General features: G+C 62.2%; 22 protein-coding genes. 8 read left to right on the forward strand and 14 right to left on the reverse strand.

Annotated features, from left to right (window positions below):
• Positions 1–22: 22 nt before the first annotated feature.
• Positions 23–1,159 carry a carboxylate-amine ligase gene (locus ACKLNI_RS20385; protein WP_413720949.1) on the reverse strand — a complete coding sequence of 379 codons (1,137 nt, stop codon included), beginning with the start codon at positions 1,157–1,159 and terminating at the stop codon, positions 23–25.
• On the opposite strand from ACKLNI_RS20385, the gene ACKLNI_RS20390 reads away from it, so the two are divergent.
• Positions 1,158–1,937 (forward strand): VPLPA-CTERM sorting domain-containing protein, encoded by a 780-nt coding sequence (locus ACKLNI_RS20390; RefSeq protein WP_413720950.1) that lies wholly within the window; start codon positions 1,158–1,160, stop codon positions 1,935–1,937. The two genes, ACKLNI_RS20385 and ACKLNI_RS20390, sit on opposite strands and share 2 nt — an antisense overlap.
• A gap of 358 nt (positions 1,938–2,295) precedes the next feature.
• The gene (locus ACKLNI_RS20395) at positions 2,296–2,844 is read left to right on the forward strand and encodes a VPLPA-CTERM sorting domain-containing protein (protein ID WP_413720951.1); all 549 of its coding nucleotides are present in this window, start codon (positions 2,296–2,298) and stop codon (positions 2,842–2,844) included.
• Here ACKLNI_RS20395 and kce read toward each other — a convergent pair.
• From kce to ACKLNI_RS20425, 6 genes are all read right to left on the reverse strand, one after another.
• Entirely contained in the window at positions 2,738–3,670 is a 933-nt protein-coding gene (gene kce, locus ACKLNI_RS20400; RefSeq protein ID WP_413720952.1) for a 3,5-dioxohexanoate:acetyl-CoA acetone transferase, read from the reverse strand. The two genes, ACKLNI_RS20395 and kce, sit on opposite strands and share 107 nt — an antisense overlap.
• A gap of 47 nt (positions 3,671–3,717) precedes the next feature.
• A complete protein-coding gene (locus ACKLNI_RS20405) occupies positions 3,718–5,319 on the reverse strand; it encodes an ABC transporter ATP-binding protein (RefSeq protein ID WP_413720953.1) in 1,602 nt (533 codons plus the stop codon).
• A 109-nt stretch (positions 5,320–5,428) separates the two neighbouring features.
• The gene (locus ACKLNI_RS20410; protein ID WP_413721134.1) at positions 5,429–6,610 is read right to left on the reverse strand and encodes an ABC transporter permease; all 1,182 of its coding nucleotides are present in this window, start codon (positions 6,608–6,610) and stop codon (positions 5,429–5,431) included.
• Positions 6,611–6,620: 10 nt separating this feature from the next.
• Complete coding sequence (locus tag ACKLNI_RS20415) at positions 6,621–7,700, reverse strand: microcin C ABC transporter permease YejB (RefSeq protein WP_413720954.1); 1,080 nt, start codon at positions 7,698–7,700, stop codon at positions 6,621–6,623.
• Between the two features lie 13 nt (positions 7,701–7,713).
• Positions 7,714–9,633 carry an extracellular solute-binding protein gene (locus ACKLNI_RS20420; protein WP_413720955.1) on the reverse strand — a complete coding sequence of 640 codons (1,920 nt, stop codon included), beginning with the start codon at positions 9,631–9,633 and terminating at the stop codon, positions 7,714–7,716.
• A gap of 186 nt (positions 9,634–9,819) precedes the next feature.
• Positions 9,820–10,323, reverse strand: coding sequence for a c-type cytochrome (locus ACKLNI_RS20425; protein ID WP_413720956.1), 504 nt, complete (start codon positions 10,321–10,323; stop codon positions 9,820–9,822).
• A 125-nt stretch (positions 10,324–10,448) separates the two neighbouring features.
• On the opposite strand from ACKLNI_RS20425, the gene ACKLNI_RS20430 reads away from it, so the two are divergent.
• A complete protein-coding gene (locus ACKLNI_RS20430; RefSeq protein WP_413720957.1) occupies positions 10,449–11,279 on the forward strand; it encodes a prephenate dehydratase in 831 nt (276 codons plus the stop codon).
• Between the two features lie 9 nt (positions 11,280–11,288).
• Here ACKLNI_RS20430 and ACKLNI_RS20435 read toward each other — a convergent pair whose 3' ends face one another.
• The gene (locus tag ACKLNI_RS20435; RefSeq protein ID WP_413720958.1) at positions 11,289–11,756 is read right to left on the reverse strand and encodes a host attachment family protein; all 468 of its coding nucleotides are present in this window, start codon (positions 11,754–11,756) and stop codon (positions 11,289–11,291) included.
• A gap of 160 nt (positions 11,757–11,916) precedes the next feature.
• On the opposite strand from ACKLNI_RS20435, the gene ACKLNI_RS20440 reads away from it, so the two are divergent.
• The gene (locus ACKLNI_RS20440; protein WP_413720959.1) at positions 11,917–12,825 is read left to right on the forward strand and encodes an endonuclease/exonuclease/phosphatase family protein; all 909 of its coding nucleotides are present in this window, start codon (positions 11,917–11,919) and stop codon (positions 12,823–12,825) included.
• Here the strand turns inward: ACKLNI_RS20440 and ACKLNI_RS20445 are convergent.
• The 4 genes from ACKLNI_RS20445 to ACKLNI_RS20460 all read right to left on the reverse strand — a co-directional run bounded on the left by ACKLNI_RS20445 (position 12,822) and on the right by ACKLNI_RS20460 (position 17,822).
• Complete coding sequence (locus tag ACKLNI_RS20445) at positions 12,822–13,589, reverse strand: FadR/GntR family transcriptional regulator (protein ID WP_413720960.1); 768 nt, start codon at positions 13,587–13,589, stop codon at positions 12,822–12,824. The genes ACKLNI_RS20440 and ACKLNI_RS20445 overlap by 4 nt on opposite strands.
• Before the next feature lie 42 nt (positions 13,590–13,631).
• Entirely contained in the window at positions 13,632–15,008 is a 1,377-nt protein-coding gene (gene rimO, locus ACKLNI_RS20450; RefSeq protein ID WP_413720961.1) for a 30S ribosomal protein S12 methylthiotransferase RimO, read from the reverse strand.
• Between the two features lie 46 nt (positions 15,009–15,054).
• A complete protein-coding gene (locus ACKLNI_RS20455; protein WP_413720962.1) occupies positions 15,055–17,136 on the reverse strand; it encodes a putative bifunctional diguanylate cyclase/phosphodiesterase in 2,082 nt (693 codons plus the stop codon).
• Positions 17,137–17,219: 83 nt separating this feature from the next.
• The gene (locus ACKLNI_RS20460) at positions 17,220–17,822 is read right to left on the reverse strand and encodes a TetR/AcrR family transcriptional regulator (protein WP_413720963.1); all 603 of its coding nucleotides are present in this window, start codon (positions 17,820–17,822) and stop codon (positions 17,220–17,222) included.
• Between the two features lie 112 nt (positions 17,823–17,934).
• On the opposite strand from ACKLNI_RS20460, the gene ACKLNI_RS20465 reads away from it, so the two are divergent.
• Positions 17,935–18,387 (forward strand): ABA4-like family protein, encoded by a 453-nt coding sequence (locus tag ACKLNI_RS20465; protein WP_413720964.1) that lies wholly within the window; start codon positions 17,935–17,937, stop codon positions 18,385–18,387.
• Between the two features lie 4 nt (positions 18,388–18,391).
• Complete coding sequence (locus tag ACKLNI_RS20470) at positions 18,392–19,186, forward strand: hypothetical protein (RefSeq protein WP_413720965.1); 795 nt, start codon at positions 18,392–18,394, stop codon at positions 19,184–19,186.
• 62 nt (positions 19,187–19,248) lie between these two features.
• Here the strand turns inward: ACKLNI_RS20470 and ACKLNI_RS20475 are convergent, their stop codons facing one another.
• Positions 19,249–19,803: a GcrA family cell cycle regulator gene (locus ACKLNI_RS20475; protein ID WP_413720966.1), complete on the reverse strand. Its 555-nt coding sequence runs from the start codon at positions 19,801–19,803 to the stop codon at positions 19,249–19,251.
• Positions 19,804–20,330: 527 nt separating this feature from the next.
• On the opposite strand from ACKLNI_RS20475, the gene ACKLNI_RS20480 reads away from it, so the two are divergent.
• The gene (locus tag ACKLNI_RS20480) at positions 20,331–21,515 is read left to right on the forward strand and encodes an aspartate aminotransferase family protein (RefSeq protein WP_413721135.1); all 1,185 of its coding nucleotides are present in this window, start codon (positions 20,331–20,333) and stop codon (positions 21,513–21,515) included.
• Positions 21,516–21,585: 70 nt separating this feature from the next.
• Positions 21,586–22,512, forward strand: a complete 927-nt coding sequence (argF, locus tag ACKLNI_RS20485; protein ID WP_413720967.1) for an ornithine carbamoyltransferase — start codon at positions 21,586–21,588, stop codon at positions 22,510–22,512.
• Between the two features lie 6 nt (positions 22,513–22,518).
• Here argF and ACKLNI_RS20490 read toward each other — a convergent pair whose 3' ends face one another.
• Positions 22,519–23,670 (reverse strand): hypothetical protein, encoded by a 1,152-nt coding sequence (locus tag ACKLNI_RS20490; RefSeq protein WP_413720968.1) that lies wholly within the window; start codon positions 23,668–23,670, stop codon positions 22,519–22,521.
• Between the last annotated feature and the right edge of the window lie 4 nt (positions 23,671–23,674).

Here is a 23,674-nt window from a genome sequence, read left to right on the forward strand (position 1 = left end):
CTGAGCCGCGTCAGAGGCAAGATCAGAGATCCGCTGTGAACTCGTCGATCAGGCTGCGCACGACAGCGCAGAGTGCGTCATGATGCGCGGCCCCGTTCTCGCGGGCTGTGCTGTAGGTCTGGCGCTGACGCTGCGAACTGGTGCCGCCTTCCACGATCTGACGTGCGCGTTGGGTTTCCTCGACACATCGCAGGACGCCGGCATCTTCTTCGATCAGAACGAGAAGTTCCTCGACGAGATCATTCATCGGCACGATTTCACGCCGCCCGAAATCGATCAGCCCTTCTGTGGTCCCAAAACGCTGGGCGCGCCATCGGTTCTCGCCGACAAGAAACTGGTCGTATATGCGCCAGCGCTGGTTCTTCTTGGACAGCCGCCACAGCATCCGCGCCAGGCACTGGGCCAGCGCGGCAATGGTCAGCGCATCCTCCATCCGGGGTGAAACATCGCAAATGCGCGACTCGATCGTCGGAAAGCGGTGGGACGGCCGCAGGTCCCACCAGATCTTCGTCGAATCCTCGATGATCTCCAGTTCGGTCAGCACGTGGGTCGTCCGCTCGTATTCCCCCCAGCTTGTGAACCGGGGCGGAAGACCCGTGCGCGGCAGGTTGTCGAAGACGGTCAGCCGGTACGAGGCCAGACCCGTGTCTTCCCCCTGCCAATAGGGAGAAGACGTGGAGAGCGCGAGAAGATGCGGCAGGAAATACAGCATCTGGTTCATCAGATCGATGCGCATCTCCTGGTCTTCGATGCCGATATGCACGTGCATGCCCGAGATCAGCAACCGCCGCGCCACGCCGCCCAAAGCTTTTTGCAGATCGTTGTAGCGTTCCTTGTCCGTATGATGCTGGTCCTTCCAATCGGCGAAGGGGTGGCAGGACACCGCAATCGGCGACAAGCCGAAATCGGCGGCGACCTCGGCGACTGTGGACCTTAGGCGCTTCAGATCCTCGCGCGCCTCGCCGATGTTCGAGCAGACCCTCGTGCCGATCTCGACCTGGCAGGCCTTGAACTCGGGGCTGACCTGACTTTTGAGGCGTTCCGCGCAGGCCGCCATCATGGCCTCGGGCGCCGGCGCAAGCGCGCAGGTTTCCGGGTCGACCAGCAGGTATTCTTCTTCAATTCCAAGGGAAAAAGCCGGGGCTGCTTGAGCTGGCATGCTTATCCTCTCTGCTGATTCGCCTCAGGGAAGCGCAACTCATGCGTGTGTTAAAGGAGATATGTCCCAGTGTTTCATCATGTGCAACAATACTGCGCTCACATCGGAAATGTCGCGTCATTCGCACAAGCGGCCAAGCTTTGAACGAAAAATTCACGCTTTCCGGCCACTTTTTTGCCCGATTCTCGACAGTTTCTCTTTCCCTGACAGAAATTTACCTGCTACATACAAGCTATTATTAAGTATTCGTGAGGGGGTACCAATGAAGACTATTAAATTCCTCGCGGCAATAGCCGCAACACTTGTGATCGGGTCGGCGGCCAATGCGGCCAGCGTGACTTGCACAGGCATAACCACAGAACCAGGGTACGATGAGTGCTACGACGTTACCGGTGAAACCGGTGCGTTCAACTTGTATGGCGCGAACGCGTACGACTACAACGGCGACAATTTGTTTGAAGCCAACGATTGGGTTGTGGTCCAGGACGGTGATGGCGTCAGCCAAGACTCGTTCGTTTACCCAGCTGGTGACTGGGACGTGCTTGCTCTGCTGATCAAAGCGGGCAATGGCATTGTGGCGCTTCTTTACGAAGAAACAGACACTCTGTCGGCATGGATGAGCGGCGGTCTGTCGATCACGCAAATTTCGAACGGGGTTAGCGGGTTCACGCTCCTCGGCCGTGAGGGCGTTTCCGAAGTTCCGCTTCCGGCTGCTGGCTGGATGCTGATTGCCGGTCTCGGCGGTCTGTTTGCTCTGCGCCGTCGCAAGACTGCCTGAGTTAAAAAGACCTCATCACGGATGTGATCAAGAGCGGTGCCCCCGGGCACCGCTCTTTTGCTGTTGAGTAAACTCTTTTTCAGACGGTTTGCTTCATTCTCTCGGTCGCCGCCTAGCGTCACCACTTCCAAGATCCCCACGGTACCTGGCTCGCCGTCCTGTTGTGTCCATCACGCAGGCGCAAAGCGCCGAAATCGGTCAAAAAGAACCGAACCCCAGCCAGCACGGATAGATCGCGCGCCGGGTCAATTGGGGGCCGGGCGCCTGACGAGTGGGGACGATGTGTTCAAGCAAGGTATGCCGTGCGCCATTGCCAGCGTCGCAATGTTGTCCGTGGCAAACGCGGTAACCGGTTATTATGACTTCCACCGAGACCACGCCGGCAACCACTTCACATCGAAGGGCCCCACTTCGGACAAGGGTTTTGCCTTGGGCCGGTCAACTCGACGGACCACTCCAAGGGCTTTTTCGATCTCTCGCTCCTGAAGCGGGAGAACAAGGTCGATCTTCACTACAATTCATTGGGTCCGTTCATCTGGAAGGATGGGGACCAAAAATCAAAATCCGGTTCCAGGCGTCATCCGACCACCCACAAGCCGAAGCATGGCCCAAAGGAAAACTCTATGCCCGCAGGTCACCCCGATATCCCTCCAGGGTGCTACATCCCGCCGCGGGCTGGATGCTGATTGCTGGAGTGGGCGGTCTTGCGGCGATGAAGCGACGCGCGCGTATTCGGGCCTGTTCGGCGACAGCCGCATGGAAATCGGGCGGCGCATGCGCCGTCCTTTCTCGCGCGGTCTTCAGAAGGCCACGCGGTCCGCACCTTTCAGCGCCAGCATCTCGCGCGCCTCGTCGGGCGTCGCTACGGCAAGGCCCAGACCTTCGATCAAAGTCCGCGCGATTCTGACCTGCTCGGCATTCGACTCCGCCAGTTTCCCCGGACCAGCCCAAAGCGAGTCCTCCAGACCGACCCGCAGGTTGCCTCCCATGGCCACCGCCTGCACCGCGACGCGCATCTGGTTCGCACCCGCGCCAAGAACAGACCACTGGTAGTCCTCGCCGAAAAGGCGGTCGGCGGTCCGTTTCATATGCGCCACGTCTTCGGGATGCGCCCCGATCCCGCCCAGAAGCCCGAAGACCGACTGGACGAAGAACGGCGGCTTCACGAGACCCCGCTCAACGAAATGCGCCAGATTGTAGAGATGCGAGATGTCATAGCACTCGAATTCGAACCGCGTGCCGTTCTCGGCACAGGTGCGCAGAACATACTCGATATCCTTGAAGGAGTTCCTGAACACGAGGTCACGCGAGCCTTCGAGATGCTCGCGCTCCCAGTCGTGCTTGAACTCCTTGTACCTGTTCAGCATCGGGTAGAGCCCAAAGTTCATCGAGCCCATGTTCAGGCTTGCCACTTCGGGCTTCCACTCCGCGGCGGGGCGCACGCGCTCATCGACCTTCATGAAGGGGCTGCCGCCGGTGGTCAGGTTCACCACCGCATCGCAGGACTGCTTGATCCGGCCAAGGAACGGAGCAAAGGCCTCGGCCGACTGGTCGGGCCGCCCGGTTTCGGGGTCGCGCGCATGCAGGTGCAGAATCGCCGCGCCCGCCTCGGCGGCGCCAAGCGCCGCTTCCACGATCTCGTCCGGCGTCACCGGCAGATGGGGTGACATGGAAGGCGTATGGATCGCCCCAGTCACGGCGCAGGTTATGATGACTTTTCGCTGTTTGGCCATGGTCCGGTTCCTCCCTGCCGCGACGTTAGCAGGGCGGAACGGCGGCGTCAGCCCGCTGCCTTCACGTCGAAGGCGGCGGCCATCAATTCGCGGGTGTAATCGGTTCGGGGGCTGTCGAAGACCTGTGCGGCATCGCCCTGTTCAACCACGTCGCCCCGCTTCATGACGATCACCTTGTGGCTCAGCGCACGCACCACTTTCAGGTCGTGACTGATGAAGAGATAGGCCAGCCCGTATTTTTTCTGAAGGTTCCGCAGCAACTCCACGATCTGCACCTGAACCGTCATGTCCAGCGCGCTGGTCGGCTCGTCCAGCACCACCAGCTTGGGCCGCAGGATCATCGCGCGGGCGATGGCGATGCGCTGGCGCTGCCCGCCGGAGAACTCGTGCGGGTAACGGTGCATCGTCGCCGGGTCGAGGCCGACCTCCGCCATGATCTCTGCCACCATCTCGCGCCGGTCGCGGGTCGGGTCGATCTTGTGGATCGTCAGCCCCTCGGCGATGATCTCTTCGGCCGTCATCCGGGGCGAGAGCGATCCGAAAGGATCCTGGAAGACGATCTGCATGTCGGCGCGCAATGGGCGCAACGCCCGCGACGTAAGACCCTGGATGTTCCGGCCCTGGAAGATGACCGGCCCCTCGGAGGAGATCAGCCGCATGATCGCCAGCGCCAGCGTCGTCTTTCCGGAACCGGATTCACCCACGATGCCCACGGTCTCGCCCGCGCGCACGGCCAGCGTCGCGGCGTTCACCGCCTTGATATGGCCGACAGTCTTCTTCAGCAGTCCCCGATAGATCGGGAACCAGATGCGCAGGTTCTCGGTCTCCGCGATCGTTTCGGCGTCGTCCGGCACCGGATCGGGCAGTCCGGTCGATTCAGCCGACAAAAGCATCTGCGTATAGGGGTGCTGGGGCGCACCGAAGATGTCCGCCGTGGCGCCGCTCTCGACGATCTCTCCGCCCTTCATCACGCAGACCCGGTCGGCGAACTTGCGCACGATCCCCAGGTCATGGGTGATGAACAGCATCGACATGCCGCGGTCGCGCTGGATCTGCTCCAGAAGTTCGAGGATCTGCGCCTGGATCGTCACGTCCAGCGCCGTTGTCGGCTCGTCCGCGATCAGAAGTTCCGGGTTGTTGGCCAGCGCCATCGCGATCATCACGCGCTGCCGCTGCCCGCCGGACAACTGGTGCGGATAGCTGGTCAGCCGGCTTTCCGGGTCGGCGATGCCGACCTCGTTCAACAGCTCGATGATCCGCGCACGGGCAGCTTCGCCCGACAGGCCCTGGTGCAGAAGGATCGATTCCGCCAGCTGCTTTTCCAGCGTGTGCAGCGGATTGAGCGAGGTCATCGGTTCCTGGAAAATGAAGCTGATGTCGTTGCCGCGCACCCGCCGCAACTCGGCCTCGTTCGCTCCCACCATTTCGGCACCGTCATAGGTGACCGAACCGGTGATCTCGGCGCTGTCGGGCAGAAGCGCCACTGTCGAAAGCGCCGTCACCGATTTGCCCGATCCCGACTCGCCCACGAGAGCGACGGTTTCGCCCCGCCTGACGTCGAAGCTCACCCCGCGAACCGCATGGGTCGTCGCGCCATCCTGTCGGAACCGCACGTTCAGGTCCCGGACCTGCAGAACAGCTTCGTTCACGACCGATCCCCTTCTTCCTGGTGAAAATACGGCGGAGGGGTTTGGGGAGGCAGCGCCTCCCCAACGGGTCGGCGCGCGGAACGCGCGGCGAAATCGGACATGGGCGCGCTCATTGGAATGTCTTCCTCGGATCGAAGGCATCGCGCACGCCCTCGAAGATGAAGACCAGAAGCGACAGCATGATGGCGAAGGTGAAGAAGGCGGTGAAAGCCAGCCAGGGCGCCTGCAGGTTCTGCTTGGCCTGAAGCGTCAACTCTCCCAGCGAGGGCGCCGAGGAAGGGAGGCCGTAGCCGAGAAAGTCCAGGCTGGCCAGCGCGCCGATGGTACCGGTGATGATGAAGGGCAGAAGCGTCAGCGTGGCGACCATCGCGTTGGGCAGCATGTGCCGGAACATGATGGTGCCGTTCGACACCCCCAGCGCCCGTGCAGCGCGCACGTACTCGAAGTTTCGCGCACGCAGGAACTCCGCCCGAACCACGCCCACCAGCGCCGGCCATCCGAAGAGGACCGACAGGAAAACCAGCATCCAGAAACTTCGCCCGAAGATCGCGAACATGATGATGATCACGTAAAGCGAGGGCGTCGACGACCAGATTTCCAGAAGACGCTGGAAGATCAGATCCAGCCAGCCGCCGAAATAGCCCTGCACCGCACCTGCGGCGATCCCGATGATCGAAGCGAAGACCGTCACGATGATCGTGAACATGATCGACAGGCGGAACCCGTAAAGCACCCGGGCGACCACGTCGCGCTTGGTGTCGTCGGTGCCCAGCCAGTTGTTCGCGTCAGGCGGCGAAGGCGCGACGCCCTGGATGTCGACGATCGTGTCGTATTTGTAGGGAATGACCGGCCAGATCATCCAGCCTTTCTCGACCGGCTCGCCCAAGGCGGTGCCCGAGTCCTCGACTTCGGCCAGAAGACCCTCGGGATCATCATAGCAATCGATCACGCCGCCGGTGACGATCAGGCACTGGATATCCTCGTATTGGTACTGCGCCTCGATCGGAAGATCGCCCCCGAAACGGGTCTCGGGGTAGAATTTGAAGATCGGCATGAAATACTCGCCCTGGTACTTCACGAGGATCGGCTTGTCGTTGGCAAGGAACTCGGCGAACAGGCTGGTGATGAACAGCACGCCGAAGACCATCAGCGACCAGTAGGCGCGGCGGTTCTTCTTGAAATTGCGCCAGCGTCTCTGGTTCAGAGGCGACAGCCACATGCGTTTGCGTTCGGGAACCTCCGGCCGGGGCGCGCGCTCTCCTGGGACGGGGTCAGGCTGGACTTCGGGCATCGCCATCGCCTCAGACCTCCCGTCTTTCGAAGTCGATCCGCGGATCGACGAACACGTACATCAGATCCGACAGGATGCCGACAAGCAGACCGACGAGACCGAAGGCGAAAAGCGTGCCGAAGATCACCGGGTAATCGCGGGCGACGGCGGCCTCGAATCCAAGCCTCCCTAGGCCGTCCAGCGAGAAGATCGTCTCGATGATCAGCGAGGCGCCGAAGAAGATGCCGATGAACAGCGACGGGAATCCGGCAATCACGATCAGCATCGCGTTCCGGAAGACGTGACCATAAAGCACCCGGCCTTCGGTCAGGCCCTTGGCCTTGGCGGTGATGACATACTGCTTCTTGATCTCGTCCAGAAAGCTGTTCTTGGTCAGAAGCGTCAGCGTGGCGAAGCCCGAGATGGAACTGGCCAGGACGGGCAGGGCGATGTGCCAGAAATAGTCGGCGATCTTTCCGCCAAGGCTCAGCTGGTCGAAATTCTCGGATGTCAGGCCGCGCAGCGGGAACCACTGGAAATAGGAGCCGCCCGCGAAGAGAACCAGAAGCAGGATGGCGAACAGGAAGCCCGGTATCGCGTAGGCCACGATGATCAGCCCGCTGGTCCAAGTATCGAAACCCGAGCCGTCCTTCACCGCCTTGCGGATGCCCAGCGGAATCGAGATGGCATAGGCGATCAGTGTCGACCACAGCCCAAGCGTGATCGAGACCGGCATCTTCTCGATCACAAGATCGACCACGCTGATCGAGCGGAAATAGCTCTCGCCGAAATCGAAGCGGATATAGTTCCACATCATCTGGACGAAGCGGATATGGGCCGGCTTGTCGAACCCGAACTCGCGCTCCAGCTCCGCAATGAACTCGGGCGGCAGGCCGCGCGCGCCGACGTAGCCCGAGTCGCTGTCGCTGTCGAAGGTCTCCGATCCGCCGCCGGCGATACCCTCGAAGACGTCGCCCTGTCCCTCGATATTGGCGATGATCTGCTCGATCGGTCCGCCTGGCACGAACTGAGTAAGGGCGAAGTTGATCACCATGATCCCGAAGAGCGTCGGAATGATCAGCAGAAGCCGTCGGAGGATATAGGCGCCCATTGTCTCCTTGCCCTCAGAGCGCGCCGGCGTCTTTCAGACGCTGGGCAGCCTCGGCATCGTACCACCAGAAGTCCAGCTCTCCCAGCGCCAGCGGTGGCAGCGGGTCGGGGTGGCGATACATGTCATAGTAAGCAACCGTGTGCTTGTCCTTGAACCACTGGGGAATGGTGAAGCGCTCGGCGCGCATCACCCGGTCCAGCGCGCGCACGCCGGCCTGAAGGTCATCGGTGCTGTCAGCCTGTATGATCGCATCGATCAGGCGGTCGGTCGCCTCGGTGCAGAAGCCCATCAGGTTCCGCGTGCTTTCTTCCATCGCGTCGCAGCCGAACCACTGTTTCAGCCCGGTAGAGGGTTCATACCCAAGGTTGAAGCCGTGAACCGTCAGGTCGAAATCATAGTTTCGCTCCCGGTCCGTGGCCTGACTGGGGTCCACGCGGTCGAGCTTGGCCTCGATGCCCAAAGCCTGGAGGTTCTGGATGAAGGGGTTGTGAATCCGGTCGAAGGCGGGCGAACTTTCCAGTATCTCGACCGTCAGAAGCCGGCCGTCCTTCCGCCGCTTGCCATCGTCACCGACGATCCAGCCGGCCTCGTCCAGAAGCCCCGATGCCTGACGCAGGTTCCGCCGGTCAAGCTGGCGGTTCCCCGAGGTGGGCGGCAGAACCGCGTCCTCGGTCAGGATCGAGGCATCCAGCAATCCGTCATCGACCAAGGGCTGCAAAAGTGCCAGTTCGCCTTCGGTGGGCGCTCCCATTGCTGTCAGCGGACCGCCATTGTCCCAGAACGAGGTTGTCCGGTTATAAAGACCATAGAACAGGGTCTCGTTCGACCATTCGAAGTTGAACATCAGCCCGATGGCCTCGCGCACTCGCGGGTCCCTGAACTTCTCGCGCCGCAGGTTGAAGACATAGGATTGACCGGTGCCAAGCCCGCCATCCGGCAGTTCGGCCTTCACGACATACCCGTCTCTGATGCCGGGGAAGTCATAGCTGGTCGCCCATTCCTTCGACGAGTTCTCGGTGCGGAATGCGTATTCACCTGCCTTGAAGGCTTCGAATGCGGCCGAGCTGTCGCCAAAATACTCGATACGGATCCGATCGAAGTTGTAGCGGCCGACGTTCAGGTTCAGGTCCTTGCCCCAGTAATCCTCGCGTCGCTTGTAGATGATCCGGCTGTTAACCTCGTAGCTGTCCAGCTCGTAGGGACCGGTGCCCATGATCGGCGTCAGGCTGCTTTCCTCCAGCTCGAAGCCGGTTTCCTCGAACCATGCCTTGGAAAAGGCCGGAAGGCCTCCGGCCAGTTCGATCACGTCGCGTCGCGGCGCGTCCGGGGTAAAATTGAATTTCACCGTCTGATCGTCGATGACTTCGACATCCGAAATCATCGCGCCGAAGGCGGCCCGGAACGAGGGCAATCCTTTTTCCATGAACAGCTCGAAAGTGAACTTGATGTCCTCCGCCGTCAGCGGCGTGCCGTCGGCGAATCTGACCTCGGGACGAAGGTTGAAGATGACCCAGTCCTTGCTTTCGGGATATTCCATCGTACTGCACAGCAGGCAGTAGGATGCGGTCGGATCGTCGTAGACTCCGGTCAGGATGTTCTCGTGGCCGATCGTCGCCAACGCGCCCTGACGACCTTTCCGGGTGTAAAGGTTGAAGCTGTCGAAGGTGCCCTGACCCCATTGGCTCATCTCGCCGCCCTTGGGCGCATCAGGGTTCACGTAGTCGAGATGCGGGAAGTCGGCCGGGTACTTCAGATCCCCGAAGAAGCTGTAGCCGTGGCTTTCGATGACTGTTTCGTGGCTTTCGGCGCGGGCAAAACCCGTGCTGGCGACCAAAGCGCCAAGCCCCAGAACGGCGGCGCCAAGCCGAAGCGTCATCCGGGACCGCGAAGCGGCACGTGACGCGGCTATGGTGCGGGCAGGATGGCTGGGCATGGGCTCTTCCTCCGAATTTTCTCTGTTCTGGCGCTTGGGCGTTCTCGCCATTTAAAATGCAGCTAATTTTCGATTTGTCTAATGTTCAAGGGCTGTTTCGTTGAACAAACAGTGAAGTGAGCGTGCGCAGCAAAAAAGGCCAGGCGCAACGCGCCCGGCCCTTGGTGACGTTCCGATATTCTATGATCAGCCGCCGATGGTCGAAAGATAGGCGATCAGGTTCGCGCGATCCTCGATATCGGGCATGCCGCGATAGTTCATCTTGGTGCCATCGACATAGCCGGCCGGGCTGGTCAGAAACTCGTTCAGAGCCTCAGGGGTCCATTGACCACCATGCGACGCCATCGCCGTCGAATAGCTGTAGCCAGAGGCCGTGCCAATATCGCGGCCTACGACACCGAACAGGTAAGGCCCGGTGCCGTTCGCCCCGCTTTCCAGCTTGTGGCAAGCCTGGCACTGACGCCAGAGACGCTCGCCCGCGCCTGCGTCGGCGGCTGCAAACACTTCCTCGAAAGGCACTTCGGCCACTTCCTCGCCGCCGTGGTCGTCTCCGCCCTCGACCGCAATCGTGTAGGCCTGATGATGCTCACCATCATGGCTTTTAGCGGGGTGATAGATGAATTCGGCGAAAAATCCGCCAAGAAGAAAGACCAGGAAAGCTCCGCAAAAGCCTCCAATGATCTTCGTCATGGTCATTGTGTCGAACATGTCGCGTCCAGTTCCCTCGGTTCTTGGCCGCTATCTACCCGCTTCCCTTGGCGGTCTTCAAGGGATAAGAGCCGCGACGAAACGCCCATATTGACGCAGAGACCATCATGACCGGACGCATCGCCTTCCAGGGAGAGCCGGGTGCCTACTCGCATCAGGCGTGTCGCGAGACGCGTCCCACGCTCGAACCGCTGCCCTGCCGGACCTTCGAAGATGTCATTCACGCCGTTCAGTCCGGCGAGGCTGACGAGGCCATGCTGCCGGTGGAGAACACCACCTACGGGCGCGTCGCAGACATCCACCGTCTCCTTCCGGAAAGTGGTCTGCATATCGTCGACGAAGCCTTCGTCCGCGTGCATATCAATCTTCTCGGCGTGCCGGGCTCACGGGTCGAGGACATTCGCCGGGCGCATTCGCACGTGGTCCTGCTGCCCCAGTGCGCCACCTTCCTGCGGAAACACGGCATCGAGGGCACCGTCAGTCCGGACAACGCCCGCGCCGCGCGCGAAGTTGCGGAAAAGGGCGACAAGGCCGACGCCGCGCTTGCGTCCGAACTGGCGGCCGAGGTCTATGGTCTGGATATCCTTGCGCGCAATATCGAGGATAACGATCACAACACGACGCGGTTCCTCGTCATGTCGCGCGAGGCGGATCACTCCCGCCGGGCCGAGCGCATGCTGACGACCTTCGTCTTTCGTGTGCGCAACATTCCCGCGGCGCTTTACAAGGCAATGGGCGGGTTTGCGACGAACGGCGTGAACATGACCAAGCTTGAAAGCTACATGGTCGACGGATCCTTCACGGCGACGCAGTTCTATGCGGATATCGAGGGACACCCCGACGACCAACCGGTCAAACTGGCGCTGGAAGAACTGGAATACTTCACCTCCGAACTGAAGATTCTCGGCGTCTATCCCGAAGATATGCGGCGCTTCTAGAGCGCCGCCTTACCACTCGGCGACAATGGCGCCGGCGATGTCCTCTGTATGCAGGCCTGTCAGCCGCTTCGGGATCTCGGCCATCACGAGGTCCGCGATGGCATCGCCCATGCCATCCCTCAGCATTCCAAGGAAATCCGGCGGTGCGGCGACGATCAGGTGCTTGAACTTGTCGCCCCGCTGACGGCTTGTCAGGCTTTCGATCACGGCCTCGGCGAATTCCATCGCCTGAAGCTTTTCCGGGTCCGCTGCTTCCATCGCGCTGCGCGAGTGAAAGCCCGCGCCCGGGGCGCCGCCGTCAAACCGCTTGCCCGGATGCGGTGGTTCGTCGTTGGGATCAGGCTTCGGTGCATCCATGTGCTCGACAATCTCAAGCTTGGGGTGAATGGGTGTACCCGAATTTCGCAGGAACAACGCCTTGCGCCGGTCGCAGACAAGAACAAGGCTGTCTTCGGGTATCCGGTTCAGTTCAGCCATATTGGCCTCCTTGGGTGGCGTGCATGTCTTTTTTTGAAAATACAATCCGCGTAACATCTTGGCATTGATATGCGTCAACCGCTTCTCTCGATACAGGCGGCAGGGCGCGGAAACCGGGCCGGTGACTGGCCCTCCCGACAGTGGGCAACGGGCTGCTCTCATGCGAATCGCGACATTCAACGTCCAGAATCTTCGCCTGCGACTCCGCGACGGGCAGCCTGCGCTCGACGGGGCTGTGGACGCCGACATGCCGGACCTGCCGCGTTCCGCGGCGCTGGACATTGCGGATCGTGTCGAGACCGCGCGCATCATCGCGGAGGCCGATGCAGACATCGTGGCGCTGCAAGAGGTGTTCGACACCGCGGCTCTGGACTTCTTTCACGACAACTTCCTTCTGCCTGCGGGCGCAACGCCTTATCCCCACCGGGTTTGCCTGCCGGGCAATGATGGTCGCGGGCTGAATGTTGCCGCCCTGAGCAGGATCGCGCCCGAGGCCATCCAGAGCCACGCTTTGTTGACCGGCGCAGACCTGGGGCTCGACGACCTGGCGGCCGAATTGCGGGACTCTCCGTTGTTCCGGCGCGATTGCCTGAGGCTCGATTTCAGAGACGTCTCGCTCTTCATTTGTCATTTCAAAGCACCGTACCCCGATCCGGAGAAGTCACGCATTGTTCGTCACGCCGAGGCACGGGGCGTCCGGGCCGTGATCGAGATGGCGTTTGAGCGCCCCGAGGCGGAGCGCTGGATCGCGCTGGGCGATTTCAACGAGCCGGCCCGGACCGGCGGCGCCGGCACCTCGGCGTTGGAACCTCTCAAGGGCGGCTTTGCCGTCGATCTGATGGACCGCCTGCCGCGCGGCGAAGACTGGACATACGAGACGCCCGACACCCACGACCATTCGCGGCCCGACCGGTTCCTTGTCTCTCCAAGGCTGGCGCGCGAACTTCCGGAGGCCATTCCCTGGGTCTTGAGGGCGGGCATGACGCCGCCGACGAGCATCGGCCAAAGGCCCCACGCCAGCGATCATGCTCTTGTTTTTGCGGACTTTCCCGGACTGGATGCGGCCTAGCGGCCGCTTTCGTGCGCCAGCCGCTGGCGTGCGATGGCCTCGTGCTTCTCGGCCTTCAGCTGATCCGTCAGAGACTGCGAGACAAAATTCAAATGCGCTTCAATGGCAGCGCGCGCTGCCTTCGGATCCCGCGCCTGAAGCGCGTCGTTGATCTTGCGGTGTTGGTCCAGAAGGTTTTGCCGGGTCGTCCGCTGGCGGAACATGACCTGGCGGTTGTAGAAGACGCCCTCGCGCAGCAACTCGTACATCGAGCGCATCATGTGCAGCATCACGACGTTGTGGCTCGCCTCGATGATCGCGAGGTGAAAATCGGCATCCAGCTGTGCCTCGTTCGACGGATCCCGCTTCTTGTGGGCGGCTTCCATGCGCTGGAACACGCTGTCGACAACCGCCAGATCCGTGTCCGAGCCCAGCCGCGCGGCCCGTTCCGCCGCCAGGCCTTCCATGTCGCGCCGGAAGTCGATGTAGTCGAAGACGGCTTCCTCGTGGCTTCCGAACAGCCGAGTGAGGGCGGGCGAAAAGGCCGAGCCCAGAACTTCGGCGACATAGATGCCCGAGTTTGCCCTGGCAACCAGAAGTCCCGCTTCCTGCAATTCGCTGACCGCCTCCCGCAGAGACGGACGCGAGACACCGAAGCGTTCCGACAACTCCCGTTCGGAGGGCAGGCGCTCACCGGGGCGCAGGATCCCGCGCAGGATCAGCAGTTCGATTTGTTTGACAACCGAATGGGAAAGCTTTTCCGGATGGATTTTTTCGAAAGGCATTCTGACCTCGGCTGGCAAGATGGAGCTAGCAATGAGAGCACATTACGCGGTTTTCGTCTGCGAAACCAGTTTTCCCCAAAGGTCGTATTCTCCCGCCTCGTCCACTTCGACGGTCACGATCTGCCCTGGCGTCAGCTCTTCGAAACCGTCGTCGATGAAAAGGTTCCCATCGATCTCGGGTGCGTCCGCCTTGGTGCGGCAGGTGGCGGCCTCGTCGTCCACCTCGTCGATGATGACCTCGATGCGCTGCCCCACCTTGGCGGCCAGCTTCGCCTCGGAAATCGCCTGGGCCTTCTCCATGAACCGGGCCCACCGTTCGGCCTTCACGTCCTCGGGCACGTGATCGGGCAGGGCGTTCGACCGTGCGCCGTCCACGTTCTCGTACTGAAAGCACCCGACCCGGTCGAGCTGCGCCTCGTCCAGCCAGTCCAGAAGCGTCTGGAATTCCTCTTCGGTCTCGCCCGGATAGCCGACGATGAAGGTCGAGCGGATGGCGATGTCGGGACAGATCCCGCGCCATGCGGCGATCTCGTCCAGCGTGCGTGCCGCGGCGGCAGGGCGCGCCATCCGGCGCAGCGTTTCGGGATGCGCGTGCTGGAAAGGGATGTCGAGATAGGGCAGCACAAGCCCCTCGGCCATCAGCGGCACCAACTCGCGCACATGGGGGTAGGGATAGACGTAGTGCAGCCTGACCCAGGCGCCCAGCGACCCCAGGTCGCGCGCCAGCGGAATGATCGGGAATTTCTCGTCCCGCTCCTTCCAGTCGGTGCCATAAGCGCTGGTGTCCTGACTGATGACCAGCAGTTCCCGGACACCGCTCTCCACCAGCTTCTCGGCCTCGCGCAGCACCGCTTTCGCCGGTCGCGAGACGAGTTTTCCGCGCATGTCTGGGATGATGCAGAACTTGCAGCTGTGATTGCAGCCTTCGGAAATCTTCAGGTAGGAATAATGCCTTGGCGTCAGCTTCACCCCTGCGGCGGGCATCAGGTCGATGAACGGGTCCGGGTCCGGCGGCACAGCGGCATGGACGGCGTCCAGAACCTGTTCGTACTGGTGCGGACCGGTTACGGCCAGGACTTTCGGGTGCGCGCCGGTGATGTACTCGGGCTCCGCGCCAAGGCACCCCGTCACGATCACGCGACCGTTCTCGTTCAGCGCCTCGCCAATAGCGTCAAGGCTCTCCGCCTTTGCGCTGTCAAGGAAGCCGCATGTGTTCACGATCACCGCGTCCGCGCCGCCGTAGTCCGGGCTGATCGCATAGCCCTCGGCGCGCAGGCGCGTCAGGATGCGCTCGCTGTCGACCAGTGCCTTGGGACAGCCCAGCGAGACCATGCCGATGGTCGGCTGGCCGGGGCGGCGGGTTTCGGGCACATGGGCGCGCGCCAGATCGGGACGCAGGTTGGGCGGGTTCTGTGACATGGCCCGCTATATAGGGTCGATAGCGACCCCCAGAAAGCGGTATTTCTCACGCAGCATCCGCATCGGGCGCGGAACGGGCCCTCCGCCTCGGCGGAGACGCCCAGTCCAGAAGCTCCGTCAGCTTTGCGGCCGGCAAGGGGCGGCTGTAAAGGTAGCCTTGCAGCAGGTCGACCCGCAGTTTGCGCAGTAACTGTGCCTGTTCCTTGGTCTCTATTCCCTCGGCCACGATCTTGAAGCCAAGTTCGCGCGACAGGCGCACGATGGAGCGCACGATGGCCAGGTCCGCCTCGTTATGCGTCAGGTCGCGGATGAAACTGCGGTCGATCTTGACCGAACTGTAGGGGATATCCTTCAACAACGTGATCGACGAGTTGCCGGTTCCGAAATCGTCCAGCGCGATATAGCCGCCGGCTGCGCGGAAGCGCTCCAGATGTGGCCGTGCGGCGGCGCTGTTGACGCCGGTCAGGGCGGTTTCGGTCACTTCGATGGCCACGGCATTGGGACGCAGATCGCGTTCCCTAAGTGTATCCGCCACCAGCGTCACCAGTTCGCCGTCGCGCAAATCCGCCTCGCCGATGTTCAGCCCGACACTGAAATCATGGCCCAGCATGGTCCAGGTGCGCAGGTCGTCGGCGGCGCGGCGCAGCATTTCCTGCGTGATCTCGGTCGCCACACGCGGGTCCTCAAGCGCATGCTTGAACCGGTCAGGGGGCAAGACGCCATAGGTCGGGTGACACCAGCGCGCCAGTGCTTCGACGCCCTCGATCCGGCCGTCCCGAGCGTTGATCAGCGGCTGGTAGTACGGGATCAGCTGGTTTTCCCGGATGGCTTGCCTCACGCCGTCGAGTTCCCAGTGCCGGCGTTCCAGCGCCCGGGTCATGTCCCGCCGATAGGCCCCGACTGCGTTGCGCCCCGCGGCCTTCACCGAATACAGGGCGAGGTCGGCCGCCTTCATCAGGTCGCCAAGGCCATTTGCATCCTTCGGAAAACTCGCGACGCCGATCGATGTCGATACCTCGATCAGTTTTGCACCGTCGTCGGACATGACGTCTGTCCCCGTGGGCAGGGCTTCGGCGAAGTCGCGCAACGGCTTGTTCAGGTCCTTTGCCGGGACAAGCACCGCAAACTCGTCACCGCCCAGCCGCGCGACGAGGGCGTTTGCCGGGAAGGCGGCCTTCAGCATCTGCCCGATCGCCTGGATTACCCGATCACCCGTCGCGTGACCGTGTATGTCATTAATTTCCTTGAATTTATCCGCGTCGATCTGGAACAGGATCGCGGAGCTTTTGCGGTGCAGACAGTCCTGAAGCAGCACGTCCGCCCGGACACCGAAGCCGAACCGGTTCAGCAGTCCCGTCAGCGGATCGTGCTCGGCCAGGAAACGGGCCTGCTTTTCGGACAGACGCATGGCCCGGTTCGAGTGCGAGGCGATCCGCGCCACGAAAAGGGCCGCACCGGCCAGCGTTACCGTAAAGATCAGCGCGCCCATCAGCAGCATCAGGCGCAGTCGCGCAGCCGGGACCGTCACGTCCATGAACAGGCAAAGCGCATAGCGCTTGCCGGCAATTTCCCGGAAAAACGTGACCTCAGCCATGTTCTGCGATGCGATCGCGGTGTTTTCCGTATGGAACAGGATCTGCGGAGTGCCGACGTCCGTCGTAGATGCGACAGAGGCCCATTCCTCCGGAGACATGGGCGGATGCGTCGTATCGACAGCCTCGCCCTCGCCAGCGAAGAATCGTTTCAGCCGCTCCGCAAGGGCATTTTCCGGTTCGGCAAGCGAGGCTCCGTCAACTTCGACAAGGCAATCGCAGTCCTCGTTCATGATCACCGCGCGGTCGATGACCCCGGCACGCAAGGCCGCTTCCATGGCCCCGGCAAGGTTGGCGTGGCTTTTGCCGATCGCGGGATCCGGATGGCCGGATTCACCCTCCACGACACCTGCGGCGATCTGCTTGTAGACGTGGGCGGCCCAACTGGCCGACGTGCTCCTGACGTCCTCCTCCAGCATCCAGCGGAGAAGCGGGCCGACGGCAAGGCTTTGTGCGCCGATCAGGACGGCAAGGCCGGATATCGCAAGAAGATTCCTTGTCCGGAGACGCACCCCGGAGAGATTGAACGTGAACACGGATTACTCGCACCAACAGGGCGCCCCCGGGTCTCCGTTTACCCGATATGGGGCAGAATCTCATCCTGTTTCGGCGGTTCTGGTTAATGCCCGGGGACATCGGGCCGGTAGTCGAAGTCCGGCAATATGTCTTGCGGCGCGAATTTCGGAATGCCGCAGTCACCGTCCCGAAACTGTCCGGCAAGGCGCAACGTCGCAAAGCCGTGGGCAAGGGACCACAGCATCATCTCGGTTCTCAGCTGACCATGGGGCAGGGCGCCCTTGTCCCAGTCAAGACCGGTCGAGATGTCTTCCAGAACGGCATAGCTCTTGCGGGCCTCGGTCGACAGGTCTTCGTCCGCGAAATCGCAGTACAGCGGCGAGAACATCATCGCGAACAATGCAGGATGAGCTTCGGCGAAGGCGACATAGCCGTCGATGGCAGCGCGCAACCGCTCCTTGCCTGGCGAAGTTTCGGAGACCCCGTCGCGCATCGCCCGCGCATGCATCCGAAATCCTTCCGCTCCGATCGCTGTCAGCAATCCCCGCAGCGAGCCGAAATGGTTCTTCGGGGCCGTATGACTGACGCCGACCCGGGCCGCGATGGCGCGCAAGGACAATCCGGGCAGGCCGTTTTCTTCCAGAATCTCCATACCCGCCTTGATCAAAGCGTTCCTGAGGTCGCCGTGATGATATTTTTTTTCCATTTTTTCAGTACTTTGCCGAACAACATATTTCCAATGTAAACATTTTTCTGGACAGAGCAAGAGAATCGTCGCAGGTATATTTCCAATGGAAACTTTCAGTGGAGCGTCTCGCATGACCCCGGAAACTCTTTTCAGTATGGCAGGTGCCCTCGTGATGCCCGCATGGCTTTTCCTGATCTTCGGCCCGCGCCGCTGGCCGCTCTTGAACGCCATTCCCGCCTATGCCGTGCCCCTGGCACTTTCGGCGCTCTATGCGGCGCTGGTCCTGACGCATTTCTCGGCAGCGGGCGGCGGCTACGGAACGCTCGCCGAGGTCCGGACACTGATGTCCTCCGACATGATGCTGCTGGCGGGGTGGGTGCATTACCTTGCCTTCGATCTCTTCATCGGGGCGTGGGCGGCGCGGCGCATGGATGCAGCCGGAATCTCTCGGATCATCCAGGCATTCGTCCTCCCGACGATCTTCCTCTTCGGACCGGCCGGACTACTGCTGACCTTCGCCATCGAGGCAGGAACGCGTCCCGTGCGGCTTTTCCCTTTCCCATCCTCCCTTCAGAAGGCCTGAGACAATGACCACGATGACCCTTCCCGCCGTGACGCGGGCAAATCCCTCTGTCTTCACGCAACTGACCGCCGCCGCGCTCGCCTTGCTCTTCATTACGCTTCTGTGGTCGCTCGTCGATCCGCGGCTGCTCGACGATGTGCCGGTCTGGATGAAACCCGCAAAATTCTCGCTGTCCTTCGTCGTGCATTTCGCAACGCTCGCGTTGATCACGGCCGCACTCTCTCCGGCGTCACGAAAGAGCCGCCTGATCGGCGTTGCCGGCGCCGTGATGGCCGTCGCGTTTCTCACCGAGATGGCCTACCTCTTCCTGCAGGCGGCACAGGCCGAGCACAGCCATTTCAATCTCTCGACACCGTTTCATTTCATGGCCTACCAGGTCATGGGGCTGGGGGCGGTGCTTCTGATCGCGATGCCCATACTCGTGGCTCATGTCGCGCGCCGTGAGACCGGCCTCGGTGCGGGCACGCGCGCCGGTATCTGGTGGGGGGCGCTGGTCTCGTTCGGGCTGACGCTGGTTGTCGCCGGCTACATGTCGAACGGCACCGGCCACTTCGTGGGAACGCCGTCACCCGGCGCGGCGACGATTCCGTTTCTCGGCTGGTCCGCCGAGGTGGGCGATCTGCGGCCTGCCCATTTTCTGAGCCTGCATGCGTTGCAGCTTCTCCCGCTGATCGGTCTCTGGGCCGACCGCACCGGAAGACCGGCCCGGATCATCCCCGCTGCCGCCACCGTCTACGCGCTGATCACATTCGGGGTTTTCGCCCAGGCGCTCATGGGGCTTCCGCTGATCCGGCTCTGAACACAGGTCACAAAAAGGAAAGGGCCGCCCCGGGGCGGCCCGCCTGCATTCTGTCGCCGTGCTCAGCGCCGCCGGTCGCGGCGGCTGGACATCGGCTGAAACGCCACGCTGACATGGGCTTCGCAATAGGGCTTGCCCTGCTGGACCGCCAGGCCGCAGAACCAGAAATCATCCGTCGCGGGGTCGCCGATCGGCCACTTGCAGGTGCGTTCGGTCAGTTCCATCAGGCTGATCTTCTTGGCGGTCTTTTCCACCTCGCGCACGTTGGCCAGGGTTTCCGCCGGAATCTCGTTTGCCGAAGGCTGCGGCGGCAGCGGCTGGCCGGCGGGCACGATGGGTTTGCGCGGTGTAACGGTGACTTCCACAACTTTTTCCTTTGGTGCCGGCTTGGCGGCTTTTTTCGGTTCGACCTTGGGGGCGGTTTCCACCTTGGCCGGTTTCTTTTCGGGTGCCGGAGCCGCGGCGGACCCGGCGCGGTTCGACAGCCCAAGGCGATGCACCTTGCCGATCACCGCATTGCGGGTGACCCCGCCCAGTTCCTTGGCGATCTGGCTGGCCGACTGGCCCTCGGTCCACATCTTCTTGAGAAGCTCCACGCGCTCGTCCGTCCACGACATCTGATTTTTCCTGCCTTACCGATGACGCTCTATTCTAATCACAGACCGTCCGGATACAAGGGAAGGCGCGTATGTCCAATCCGCCAACTGTCACCGCATTGGCACAATTCCCTTACTAACCGTTGAATGTCGTTGGTTTTCTCACCAATCCCACAAAATCGCCGAATTTGGGCCGAAGTCGATGAGTTTTGTCCCACATGCACTTGATCGGAGATCCTTGATGCTGAAGTTCCAGTATTTCATCGCGGTTATCGCCCTTCTGGCGCTTGCCGTCTGAAGGCGCTTCGGAAAGTACGAAGATGCGGGTGGCGGCCATTTCCGTGCAGGCGCCCGAAATAGGCCTTCCCAAATTGGCCGTGGCAGGATATGCCGCGCGCATGGTCCACATGGCACGCCATAACCTCCGACGCCGACGCTGATCCCAGCGTCCGTCTCCGCGCGTCTTCCACGCACATCCCTTTCCACAATTCGTTGACTTGACGTGTCCCGACTGGCACGTCTTTGGCTCTCTGAGAAGGAACCTCGCGATGATCCCGTCGATCCTGCCGACCTATAACCGTGCGCCGCTTTCGTTCGTGAAGGGCGAAGGCTCGTGGCTGATCGAGGAGGACGGACGCCGATTCCTCGACCTCGGCGCCGGCATCGCGGTCAACGCGCTGGGCCACGCCCATCCCGCGCTTGTCGCAGCGGTGACCGAACAGGCAGGCAAGCTCTGGCACGTGTCGAATCTCTACCGGATCCCCGGCCAGCAGGAACTGGCCGACCTCCTGACCGAGGCCACCTTTGCCGATACCGTCTTCTTCACCAACTCGGGCACCGAGGCGATGGAACTCGCCGTGAAGATGGCCCGCAAATACTGGTACGAGAAGGGAGAGGACCGCACCGAGATCGTCGCCTTTACCGGCGCGTTCCACGGCCGCTCCTCGGCCGCCATCGCCGCCTCCGGCGCCGAGAAGATGGTCAAGGGCTTCGGTCCGCTGCTGCCGGGCTTCGTCCAGGTGCCCTTCGGCGACCACGATGCCATCCGCGCCGCGATCACCGACAAGACCTGTGCGGTCATCATCGAGCCGGTGCAGGGCGAGGGCGGTATCATCCCCGTGCCTGACCAGTGCCTCAAGGGGCTCCGGGATCTCTGCGACCAGACCGGAACGCTCCTGATCTTCGACGAGGTCCAGTGCGGCATGGGCCGGACGGGACGGCTCTTCGCCCATGAATGGGCGGGCGTTACGCCGGACATCATGATGGTGGCCAAGGGGATCGGCGGCGGTTTCCCCCTCGGCGCAGTGCTGGCCACGGAAAACGCCGCTTCCGGCATGACCGCCGGCACCCACGGCTCCACCTATGGTGGCAACCCGCTGGCGATGGCCGTCGGCATCGCGGTGATGAGGATCGTCGCGGACGACGCCTTCCTCGATGAGGTCAACCGCAAGGCGGGCGCGCTCCGGCAGAAGCTGGAAGGCCTCGTCGCGTCCCACCCGGACGTGTTCGAACTGGTGCGCGGACAGGGGCTGATGCTGGGCCTCAAGTGCAAGGTGGCGAATACCGACATGGTCGCCGCGGGCTACGCGCAGGAACTGCTGACCGTTCCGGCCGCGGACAACGTCCTGCGTCTCCTGCCGCCGCTCACCATCACCGACGACGAGATCGCCGAGGCCGTCAACCGCCTCGATCGCGCGGCGACTTCGCTGGAGCAGGCAAAGGGCGGCGCCTGAGCTTCTTCTTTTCCGAAATACTCCGGGGTCCGGGGCAGCGCCCCGGTCCACCCCATCAAGGCAGACCGACATGAACCACTTCCTCGATATCCACAAAACCGACCCCGATGCGTTGCGGTCGATCCTGTCCAGCGCGCAGTCCATGAAAGAGGCGCGCCAGGGGCGATCCAAGGGGGCTCGCGATGACGAACAGCCGCTCGCAGGCCGGATGGTCGCGCTGATCTTCGAGAAGCCTTCGACGCGGACCCGCGTGTCCTTCGATGTGGGCGTGCGCCAGATGGGCGGCGAAACGCTGGTGCTGACCGGCTCCGAGATGCAGCTCGGACACGGCGAGACCATCGCCGACACGGCCCGCGTGCTGTCGCGCTATGTCGACATGATCATGATCCGCACCTTCGACGAAGAAGCACTGCTGGAACTGGCCGAGCATGCGACGGTTCCCGTCATCAACGGGCTGACCAACCAGTCGCACCCCTGCCAGATCATGGCCGACATCCTGACCTTCGAAGAGCACCGTGGCCCGATCGCTGGACGGAAGGTCGTCTGGTGCGGCGACGGCAACAACGTCTTCACCAGTTTCGCCCATGCCGCAGGTCAACTGGGGTTCGACCTGACCTTTTCCGGTCCGCCGCCGCTCGATCCTGATCCGTCTGCACTGGAATTCGCCCGCGCTAAGGGCGCTCGGGTCGAGATCGTGCGCGACCCGCTGGCCGCCGTCGAAGGGGCAGATCTTGTCGTCACCGACACCTGGGTCTCGATGCATGACAGCCAGACCACGCGCGAACGCCGCCACAACCAGCTGCGCCCCTACCAGGTGAACGAACGCCTGATGGTGCATGCGAAAGACGACGCCCTTTTCATGCATTGCCTGCCGGCCCACCGCGGCGAGGAGGCCACCAATGCCGTGATGGACGGCCCGCACTCGGTGATCTTCGACGAGGCCGAGAACCGGCTCCATGCCCAGAAGGCGATCATGCGTTGGTGCCTCGCCGTGTGACGGCGCCTACTTGTGGGCGTCGCGGTAGGCGACAAGGGCCGCCTCGCCGGTCCTCAGATCGACCAGGTATGTCCGGTATGACCCTTGGCCTTCTTCGTCGAAGGGAAATCGGCGGCCGTCGGCGGTGGTCAGAACCATGTCGCCCGATACCGCGATGGGCAGAAGCGGAGTTGCCGGGCCGTTGCCGGGATCGTAAAGGTCCGTCAGACCCGGCAGCGACGACTGTTTCAGGGGCACCTGGGTAAGACCGCGCTTCCGATCGAAAACCGCCAGCCCGGTGCCCATCAGTCCCACGCCCAGGATCAGCCTGTCCTCTTCGCCATCATAGATCATGCCGGCGGCATCCATGTTTTGCATGCTTGCCAGAACGCTCCAGGTCTCGGTCCCCATATCGTATTGATAGATGAAGCCCTCGCCACCATAGGTTACGCCGAAGATGCGGCCGGCATCGCGATCCATTGCCGCGGCCGCGGGATGGGATATTCTGGGCACGTCGAGTGACGCGGAAACGCTCCGCTCCACGCCGCTTTCATCAAGGTAGGCGAAGCCATCGTTGGTCATGCGCGCACCCGATGAATCGGGTTGCCGATCCGCCAGATAGGGGCGCAGCGCCGCCGGAACCAGATCGGGGCTCAGAAATGCCCGCAAGTGGTCGGGCCCCAGTTCGGGAGCGTCATCGACGGCGACCACCGCGAACCCTTCTTCCGGGGCGCTGTAGCTGCCCGAGAACGACGAGAGCCGCTCCAGACCGGTCTCACTCGCCAGCAACGAGATCAACGACCGGAACTTCACACCCTCGCGCTTGTAGGCGTAGGAGCTTTCGGGAAGGACTATGGGCGTGACCTGCTTATCATTCAGAAAAACCTCGGACCGCTCGGGCTGATAGCCCGAGATGTAGACGGTCTCGACCCGTGTGCCGGGGCGCGTCGTCAGTCGCCAGCGAACCGGCTCGTAACTGCTGAGCGACAGAATCACCGGGACGTCACCCCTGTCGATGACCGCCCGCACTTCGGGCCCACGAACCACGCCATCGGTGCGGATATTGCCCTCATATACTCCGATGACATGCAGTTCGGGGGTTTCGTTCGCGGCCACTGGCCCGGCCAGAAGCAGCAGGAACAACAGGAACGGTTTGAAAATCGGTTTTTCAAATAGCATCGAT

The organism is Silicimonas lutimaris (assembly GCF_047314965.1).
Lineage (GTDB): Bacteria > Pseudomonadota > Alphaproteobacteria > Rhodobacterales > Rhodobacteraceae > JAVJUV01.